Origin of the sequence: uncultured Campylobacter sp. (assembly GCF_938017705.1) — a bacterium.
Taxonomy (GTDB): Bacteria; Campylobacterota; Campylobacteria; order Campylobacterales; family Campylobacteraceae; genus Campylobacter_B.
On record NZ_CALIIS010000204.1, the window covers coordinates 1 to 8,390 of the forward strand.

Annotated in this window: 9 protein-coding genes; 1 reads left to right on the forward strand and 8 read right to left on the reverse strand. The window is 46.7% G+C overall.

The features are described from left to right. Positions 1 to 89: 89 nt before the first annotated feature. Together Q0605_RS09175 and Q0605_RS09180 are read right to left on the reverse strand one after the other, a co-directional pair. Positions 90 to 1,502 (reverse strand): sodium:alanine symporter family protein, encoded by a 1,413-nt coding sequence (locus tag Q0605_RS09175; protein WP_298706407.1) that lies wholly within the window; start codon positions 1,500 to 1,502, stop codon positions 90 to 92. Positions 1,503 to 1,729: 227 nt separating this feature from the next. Further along, positions 1,730 to 2,563: a class I SAM-dependent methyltransferase gene (locus tag Q0605_RS09180; RefSeq protein WP_298706409.1), complete on the reverse strand. Its 834-nt coding sequence runs from the start codon at positions 2,561 to 2,563 to the stop codon at positions 1,730 to 1,732. 354 nt (positions 2,564 to 2,917) lie between these two features. On the opposite strand from Q0605_RS09180, the gene Q0605_RS09185 reads away from it, so the two are divergent. Then, positions 2,918 to 3,556 carry a Crp/Fnr family transcriptional regulator gene (locus Q0605_RS09185; RefSeq protein ID WP_005871915.1) on the forward strand — a complete coding sequence of 213 codons (639 nt, stop codon included), beginning with the start codon at positions 2,918 to 2,920 and terminating at the stop codon, positions 3,554 to 3,556. 283 nt (positions 3,557 to 3,839) lie between these two features. Here Q0605_RS09185 and Q0605_RS09190 read toward each other — a convergent pair whose 3' ends face one another. The 6 genes from Q0605_RS09190 to Q0605_RS09215 form a co-directional block, all read right to left on the reverse strand. After that, positions 3,840 to 4,703 (reverse strand): formate/nitrite transporter family protein, encoded by an 864-nt coding sequence (locus Q0605_RS09190; RefSeq protein WP_298706411.1) that lies wholly within the window; start codon positions 4,701 to 4,703, stop codon positions 3,840 to 3,842. Then, the gene (locus Q0605_RS09195) at positions 4,704 to 5,156 is read right to left on the reverse strand and encodes a hydrogenase 3 maturation endopeptidase HyCI (RefSeq protein WP_298020448.1); all 453 of its coding nucleotides are present in this window, start codon (positions 5,154 to 5,156) and stop codon (positions 4,704 to 4,706) included. Continuing rightward, entirely contained in the window at positions 5,156 to 5,500 is a 345-nt protein-coding gene (locus Q0605_RS09200) for a formate hydrogenlyase maturation HycH family protein (RefSeq protein WP_005871907.1), read from the reverse strand. Before Q0605_RS09200 ends, Q0605_RS09195 begins: the two co-directional genes overlap by 1 nt. After that, positions 5,497 to 6,321: an NADH-quinone oxidoreductase subunit B family protein gene (locus Q0605_RS09205; protein WP_177386901.1), complete on the reverse strand. Its 825-nt coding sequence runs from the start codon at positions 6,319 to 6,321 to the stop codon at positions 5,497 to 5,499. Before Q0605_RS09205 ends, Q0605_RS09200 begins: the two co-directional genes overlap by 4 nt. Continuing rightward, on the reverse strand, positions 6,318 to 6,857 hold the full coding sequence (locus Q0605_RS09210; protein WP_177386902.1) for a formate hydrogenlyase complex iron-sulfur subunit: 540 nt from the start codon (positions 6,855 to 6,857) through the stop codon (positions 6,318 to 6,320). The genes Q0605_RS09205 and Q0605_RS09210 overlap by 4 nt, the downstream gene beginning before the upstream one ends. Beyond that, positions 6,854 to 8,390, reverse strand: a 1,537-nt coding sequence (locus Q0605_RS09215) for an NADH-quinone oxidoreductase subunit C (RefSeq protein ID WP_298706414.1), incomplete at its 5' end; no start/stop codon positions are given. The genes Q0605_RS09210 and Q0605_RS09215, both read right to left, overlap by 4 nt.

The window sequence follows — 8,390 nt, forward strand, 5'->3', positions numbered from 1 at the left end:
GCGACGCCACGGGCAATACGGTACAGTATTCGCGACGCAAAATATAGACGCCAAGAAGCGGGAAGGCGCTTGAAATTTAGCGCGCGGCGTTATTTGTAGTCGTTCGCGTCGTAGCTTTTGCCGTCGTTAAAGTCGCTCAAAAGCCGCACGACGACGGGGCTAAGTAGGATGATCGCGATTAGGTTTGGGATCACCATCAGTCCGTTAAACATATCGGCTAGCCCCCAGACGAGGTCGATCTTTTGCACGCTTCCTATGAATACGAATGCGACGACTAAAATTTGCAAGAGCTTGACGAATTTTGCGCCCAGGAGGTATCGCACGTTAATCTCGGCGAAGTAGTACCAGCCCAAAATCGTGGTAAATGCGAAGAAAAACAGGCAGATCGCCACGAAGCCGTAGCCGCCGCTGCGACCCAAAATTTGCGATGCGAAGGCTTCCTGCACCAGCGAGATGCCCGAAAATACCGCCTTGCCGTTTTCGAAGGTGACTACGTCGGTGCTAAGCACGACAAAAACGGTGATGTTAAGCACGATGAATGTATCGACGAAAACGCCCATTATGCCGAGCACGGCTTGATCTACGGGGTGTTTGACATTCGCCGCGGCGTGTGCGTGCGGCGTCGAGCCCATGCCCGCTTCGTTTGAAAAGAGCCCGCGCGCGATGCCGTATCTCATCGCAGTGGCGATCGTAGCACCCGTAGCGCCGCCCCAGGCAGCCGATGGATCAAATGCGGCTTTGAATATCAGCGCGATGACGGATGGAATTTTATCGAAATTTGAGCCGATGATGACGAGACCGACGAGCACGTAGCAGATCGCCATTAGTGGCACGACCTTTTCGGCTACGCGTGCGATCGCTTTGACGCCGCCGAAAAAAATGACGCAGCAGATGAGTGCTAAGGCTGCGCCGCTCGCCCATTTTGGGATCCCGAATGCACTGCTAAAGCCGTCTGAAATGGAGTTTGCCTGCACCATATTGCCCATGAAACCCAAAGCAAAGATGATGGCTAGCGCAAAAAATGCCGCTAAAGGCTTGGCAAGGGGGCTTTTGAGTCCGCGACTGATGTAAAACGCAGGCCCTCCGATCATATGTCCGCTGTCGTCCTTGGTGCGGTAAATTTGAGCCAGGCAGATTTCGGCAAAATTCGTCGCCATGCCCAAAAACGCCGCGCACCACATCCAAAATATCGCGCCCGGTCCGCCCATGACTAACGCGGTGCTGGCGCCTACCAGGTTGCCCGTACCGACCTGTGCCGCGATCGCCGTGGCGACGGCTTGGAACGAGCTCATGCCGCTTTTGCCCGCAGCCGCGCCATGCAGGGAGAAGTTGCCGAAAAGCTTGCGCGCACCCATTTTAAATTTAAAAATCTGCACCAAGTGCAAGCGCGCCGTAAAATACGCGCCGGTGCCGCAAAGTAGGGCGATTAGAAAGTACGGACCCCACAAAAAGGAGTTGATTGCGTCAATTGTGGCGGTGAGTTTGTCGAGAAAATTTTGCATGATCTTTTCCGTGAATTTAAGATGCGAAAATATATTTTAAAAACTCTTAAATTCCTATAAATCGAGGGAAATTTAAGCGAAATTTTAAAGCGTTTTTATAATTTTACTCAGCATTGAGCAAAGCGGTATGTGCCGTTTGCTCTGCATGCCAGCTTGCCAGATAAGCAGCTTAGAATTCGCGCCTTAGCTGTCGAAATTTGCAAAGCAATCAACTGAAATTTTTAAGCCTATTCATCACCGCCTTCGATTTTGAAAACGAACATCTTGCATGCATTACAAAAGGCGGGAATTAGGCTAAAGAGGCGCCCTTTGAGGCTCCAGTGGCTTTTATACATTTTCAGCATTGCAGCCTCCCTGACGAATCTGATATGCGCGCTATCCCAGCCCTGCACCTCCGCGCCGCCGCCGATGCCCATTTTAAAGGGCGCGTTTTGCATATGTTTCATCGCGTCGTGGCGCTTTGAGTCGAATTTTCTAATCGAAAACTCGCTCATAAAGTCGCTCAGCACGTAGCCGCGGAATTTTTGTGCAAGCGCGATAAAAAATTTTTTAAATTCCTCTTTTTCAAAATACATACTCACCCCCTCTAAAATGAAGATGTAGCCCACGCTGCCGTGCTTTGCGGCTAGCTCGTCCATCCATGAAAGATCCAGCATCGAGCGGGGCAGGCTGAAATTGTTCTCCGCCTTGGGTAGCAGCGCGTCGCGTACGGCTATGACGTCGGGCAGATCGAGGTCGTAAAATAGGGCGTTCGGTAGGACGTGCTGGAGCCTAAGCGGGCGGGTGTCGAGCCCTGCGCCAAGCTGCACGATGATAGGGTGGTCGAACTCCGCCGCGAGCCGCAGCGTCTCGTCGTCGAAAAATTTCGCGCGGATCACCGTACCCGTTTTACTAAGGTGCGCGTCGTCGAATTTTGCAAAATCATAATCGATCTGCTCTACGACGGCGCTTGAAAAGGGATCGTTTAGGATCGGATCCGCGTCTTTGAAATCCAGATGGCGCATATAGACGTTGATTAGCAGCGTCTCGGAAACGCTATCTTTAAAATTTGGCTTTTGCATGAAGTGCCTTTCTTGCGGTGTCATCGCGAGCAAAATACCGCTTATTTTTAATATATATTATTATATCCTTACTAAATAAAATTTCAATAAAATGATATGAATTTTTATTTAAAGACAGAATTTTAAATTCGCGCCTCGGGTTTTGACTATAATATTGCCGCGTAAAGCTTCAATAAATTTTTGAAATTTTACGCGATGCAAAGCGCGGGTAAAATTTAGAATTTTAAAAGCTATAAAATTTATTAGCTTAGGCGACCTAGATGCGCAGCCATAGTGCGGATGGTAAATTTAATCCGCGCAGCTTTATCTTTGTCTAAATATTTCATTGTATAATTCTTAGCTTTTGGAGGTTATATGGAAAAATCGCGGCTAGGACTACTACAAACCGAGGCCATTGCCACGCTTAGCGACGAGGAGCTTGCAATGTTCGAGCACCAAGTCATCAAAAAAGGCTATGTTTTTTATAGTGAGGCGCCTAAAGTTTTTATTTTTAAAAGCGGGCAGGCGAAGCTTTCGTTTTTTGAAGACGGCGAAGAATTCATCATCAACTACCTAAACAAGGATAATATCACTATTCTTAATGAAATTTGCGCACTTGAGTTTTTAGAGGACAGCGAGATTTATACGATCGATGCGAGCGGACTAGGGGAGATCTTGGCAAATCGCAGCTTTTGCGAGGCGTATATAAAAATTTTAACAGAGATAATTCTGCTGCAGCGCAAAATCACACGCTCTATACTTTTTGAAAATGCAAAAGGGCGCATCGCGAGCTTTTTGATCGAGCTTGCAAACGAGCAGAATTTTCATCAAAATGGCTACAAATACGTATTTTTGCCCTTTTCGCTAAAGGTGCTTTCATCCTTCGTAGGGCTCAAGCGTCAAAGCGCGAGTACCGCGTTTAACGAGCTTGTAAAAGATAACGTAATTCAAAAAATCAGCCAGCACGAGTTTTTGATCCTAGACTACGACAGATTGCTTAGTTACTGTGTTTAGGCGCGGGCTAGAGTTTTTAAAGCATTTATATGGCTTACGCTTACGGCTTAAACGCGAAATTTTGTCTAAAGTTACGGCGCAGGATTTTACCTAGATTTACAGCGTAAAATTTTTATCAAGAGTTTTGTTTCAGAATTTCATCCCGAATTTCGTTAGGATTTCGTCTAAAATTTTGGATCAAATGAAATTTTACGCATCGGAATTTTTAAAATTTTAGAAATTAAAAATGCGCGGCAAAGTGCCGCGCCCATATTTTGTTTATATCGTGCTGAAGCGCGATAGATTAGTCTTTCTTTTTCATATCGTATTTATTTACCATAAATCCGACCAAGCCTACGAAAAATAGACCGCCGCAGATGTTGCCTAGCGTAACCGGGATCATATTTTTAACGATGAAATTTCCCCAGTTTATTGAATCTATTTGAGCCGCCGTTACGCCGTGAAGCGAGCTTGCAAGAGCGTTTACATCGCCACCTGCAGCCGCAAGGTAGTGGCCTTTAGCGATGATACCTTCGGTTAGGATAAACATATTTGCCACGCAGTGTTCCATAGAGCAAGCTACGAATGCGCCGATCATCCACATAATTGCAAAGAATTTACCTGATAGATTGCTCTCGCTGGTCGCAGTCCAGATAGACATACATACAAACACGTTACAAAAAATTCCGCGGATGAATAGCTCATGAAAAGGTGCGTTTATTTTGCCTGCTGCTGCAGGAATGAAGTGCTGCAAGATGTAGCCATCATATTTAAGCGGAAGTCCTGAGTAATAATACATATACGCGATTAACGCGCCACCTACAAAGTTAAAGCACCAAACGATAGCCCAATAGCCGATAGTTTTACCTAGCGGTAATTTGCCATCGGCGACAGGTACGCCCGTTAAAACCGAGCTGGTAAATAGATGCCCACCGTAAAAAACCACCATCATCAGACCGCAGCTAAAGGTAATACCACCGATGAAATTCGATAAGCCAATAGATTGCTTTTCAGCCATTCCGACGGTCGAGTGAGCCCAGAAAATATCGCCCATAGCGATTGCAGCGCCCGCCATTATAGCTAGAAAAATTATGCTAATTAGCGGGGTATGCGCCTTGTGTTGCATCGAACTAGACACCGCTTGCGCGGTTTCTGCAGGATTTAACATTTACTCCTCCTCATTTAAATTTGAATCAATTTCTAAGATACGCTCATAAGCTTTTTGCGCACTTTTTTTTGCGCTCTCGCTTAGCCCTTCTTTAAAATCAAGGACATTATCGAGCAGCACGCTGATGCCCAAAAACAGCGTCTTTGGGCAAATTTTGCGCAGATAGCTTAGAAGCACCGGCGTAGGCAGGTTATGCGTCGAGTAGATATAGTCGCGATCGTTGCTGAGGTCGAAAAATTCTATCTTATTCTCATCAAAGCCGCTCATCGCATCTACTACGATTAGAATTTCAGGGGCAAATTCCCTAAGGGCTGCAAATTCGTTTTCGGGCACATCCTGCCCATAAAAAACGCGCCAATCTTTTAAGTTTGCCTCGACTATTCGCCCCGTTTCATTACCCACGTCGTCGTCGCCGCGAAGGGGATTGCCGATACAAAGCAACGCCTTTCGCATCAAAAATCCTTCCTTAGCACGAAATATCCTTCGCGCATATTTTTTAGCAGATCTTTAAGCTCACATTCGCAAAGCTGAGGGATTAGCTTAGCTGCGTGCTCGGCAAAAATTTCAATCTCGAAATACTTGCTTAGGTTACCGATCTTAAATTTAACGTAGTCGCCCGAGTTTTCGATGATGCGTTTAAATTCTTCATCGTCTATCTCAAGTACCTTTTCGCTAAAATCTATCGTACCTACGCCGTGACCGACGCAGGTGGAAAAAACCTTGATATCCTTTAGTTCTTTGGGTAAATTTTCGTTTTCGTCCATATGCCGCTTTGTAAGCTTAAAAACCTCAATCATCGTTTGCTCCAGACCTCTTTTTGCGGATCGATCTTAAATTCCTCCGTAGCGCGGGCGTATTTTAGATATACGTCATTGTGCAATAGTGCCATGCACTCCGCGTATCTAGGATCCTCTTCGGTGTGGATAGCGTTAAGTAGAGCCTCGCGAGAAGCTTTTGGATCGTGAACGTCAGATGAGGTTTTGATCGCATCCATATATTTTGCAAATAAAACTCTTCCGAAAATATAGCTCATCAGCCTCTTAGCTTCAGCTTGCAGATCGCGCTCGAATAAAATATCGCCGATAACTGAACTCTTAACCGGTGGCGGAAGAGTGCTATCTTGCTCATAGCTCTTCTTTTGAAGCTTTTGATCGATGATGCCAAGCGCCATGCCAAGACCATAGATGATGCTAGCAGGATGCGGAGGGCAGCCGGGGATATAAACATCTACCGGTACAATCTTATCGATACCACTCCATACGCTATATGCGTCATGAAAAATTCCGCCCGTGCTTCCGCAGGCTCCCAGAGCCACTACGATCTTTGGATCAGGTGCAGCCTCATAAGCGCGGAGCAGCGGATAATACATCTGTCGAGTAACCGGACCGGTGCAGACTAAGATATCTGCGTGGCGAGGGTTAGCTACAAGTTTAAATCCGAAGCGCTCCGGATCCCACATCGGCGTGATAGAAGCAAAAATTTCGATTTCACAGCCATTGCAACTTCCGCAGTCGATACGATAAACGCTGAAGCTTCGTTTGATATTTTTCAAAAGCTCCAATTTTGCGGTTAGATCGTTTGCGTTTTTAATATTTTCGGGGACTTGATACAAACTCATTTTATTGCCTCCTCTATACCTTTGGTCACTCTTTCGACCGCTTGAGCTTTTTTGCATTCAGGACAGATATAGAGATATTTTTTAGCTTCTTCTAATCTGCCTGGGAGCAAATTTGCCGTACTTAGCTTTTCTAGCGTGTAGTTGATTAGCCTTTTTGGGGTCATCGGCTTGCCGCAGCAGCTGCATTTTTCCATCTCAAGCTCGCCGTGTTGGATAAGTGCGCTTTTATCAAATTTTACCGCTAGCTCAAAGCTATTGCCTAGCCTTACTGCTCCCGTAGGGCATACCTCGTCGCAGCGACCGCAAAATATGCAGCGTCCGCAATCAAATTCCCAAATTAGTTTGGTTTGGGCTTCGTTCATCTTAAGCTCAATCGCATTAGATGGGCAGGCGATTCCGCACGCAGCACAGCCTATGCAAAGCTCATAGGTGTATTCAGGCTGTCCGCGAAAATTCTCGGGCACGATGTATGGCTCAAACGGATAAGCATAGGTCGCCTTACCATATTTTTCGGTAATGTCGAATAATTTCATCATCTTAAATCCTTTTTGCTAACCTTGCCGTCTTGGCAAAATTTCTTAAGGTCTTTTTCGGTTAGAATTTTACTCTTTCCGCTATTAATATCGACTAAAGTTACGCGCTCGGTGCATGAGTAGCACGGATCCATCGAGCATACGATTAGCGCCGCATCGGAGATGTTATTTCCGCGGAATTGAAATCGCAAGCTCGGCCAGTTGTTATACGTAGCGGCGCGACATCTCCAGCGGTAAACCTTCTGAGCGTTTCCTTGCATGAGCGAGTGGGCATTTCCGCCGCATGGTGCTTCGTCGTGACCTAAAGCGTAGTTTTCCGGTCTGATCATAGTCTGTGGATCGATCATTATCGGAGTTTGCGGCATTTGATGCAAGCACTGCCTGATGATGTGGATCGATTGTTTAAGCTCTTTATACCTTACGACTTCGCGACTGAATACATCGCCACCGTGCTCTACGGCTACTTCGAATTCTATCTTGTTGAAGAAATCATAAGGGTGATCGTAGCGGTTGTCGCGTTTAAAACCGGAAGCTCTCATATTTGGACCTACCGGGCTAAAATCACGCGCCACTTTGCGATCTAATACGCCCACGCCCTTCCAGCGACCGATTTGGCGTTTATCCTCCATAACGGCGTCCCAAATTTCAGAAATTTGAACGTCGAGCTTGTTGATGATCTCGATGCTCTTGCGAATTTCATTGTCGGTCATATCGCGGCGAAGTCCGCCCATAATTACATTGCCGTAGGTCTTGCGGCCGCCGGTTACGAGCTGAGCTAACTCCATAGAGTATTCGCGCACCCTAAAGATATGCATGAAGGCGTTGTAGTTACCTGTTACCTCGCAGGCTAGACCGATATTTAAAAGATGGCTGTGAAGGCGTTCGATCTCAAGGCAGATGACGCGGATGGCTTGCGCACGAAGCGGAATTTCAAGCTTGATAGCTTTCTCTGCTGCTTCAATACACGCAATCGCGTGAGCGTAGCCGCAAATTCCGCAGACGCGCTCTGCAAGGTAGCCCATCTGATCGTAATTCATTCGGTTTTCAGCTAGCTTCTCCATACCGCGGTGTTGATAAAATAAGCGGTAGTCCGCATCGATAATCTCATCGCCGTCGCAAAATAATCTGAAGTGTCCCGGCTCATCGCTCGTTACGTGAAGAGGTCCAAGTGGAACATCTACTACGCCGTCGCCGCTAGGAAATAAAAACTCTGCATTGGGCTCGTCTTTATGATCTACAGGATCGGGCCTATAGCGATAGTCCATTGCGTCTTTGCGAAGTGGATGAGGCCCATCGGGCCAATCGTCGCTTAACACCAAACGACGTTTATCAGGCAAGCCTTCGGCGATTAAGCCGAACATGTCGAAAGCTTCTCTTTCGTACCATACGCAAGCAGGCACTAAAGGAGTAACTGACGGGAATGTAGGATCCGATCCGGGAATTAGCGTCCTAACGGTGATGAAGCATTTATCCTCTGCGGCGAAATCCTCCGCTTCGGTCATTTTGCCACCTTCCATAGATATCGCATAGTAAAGC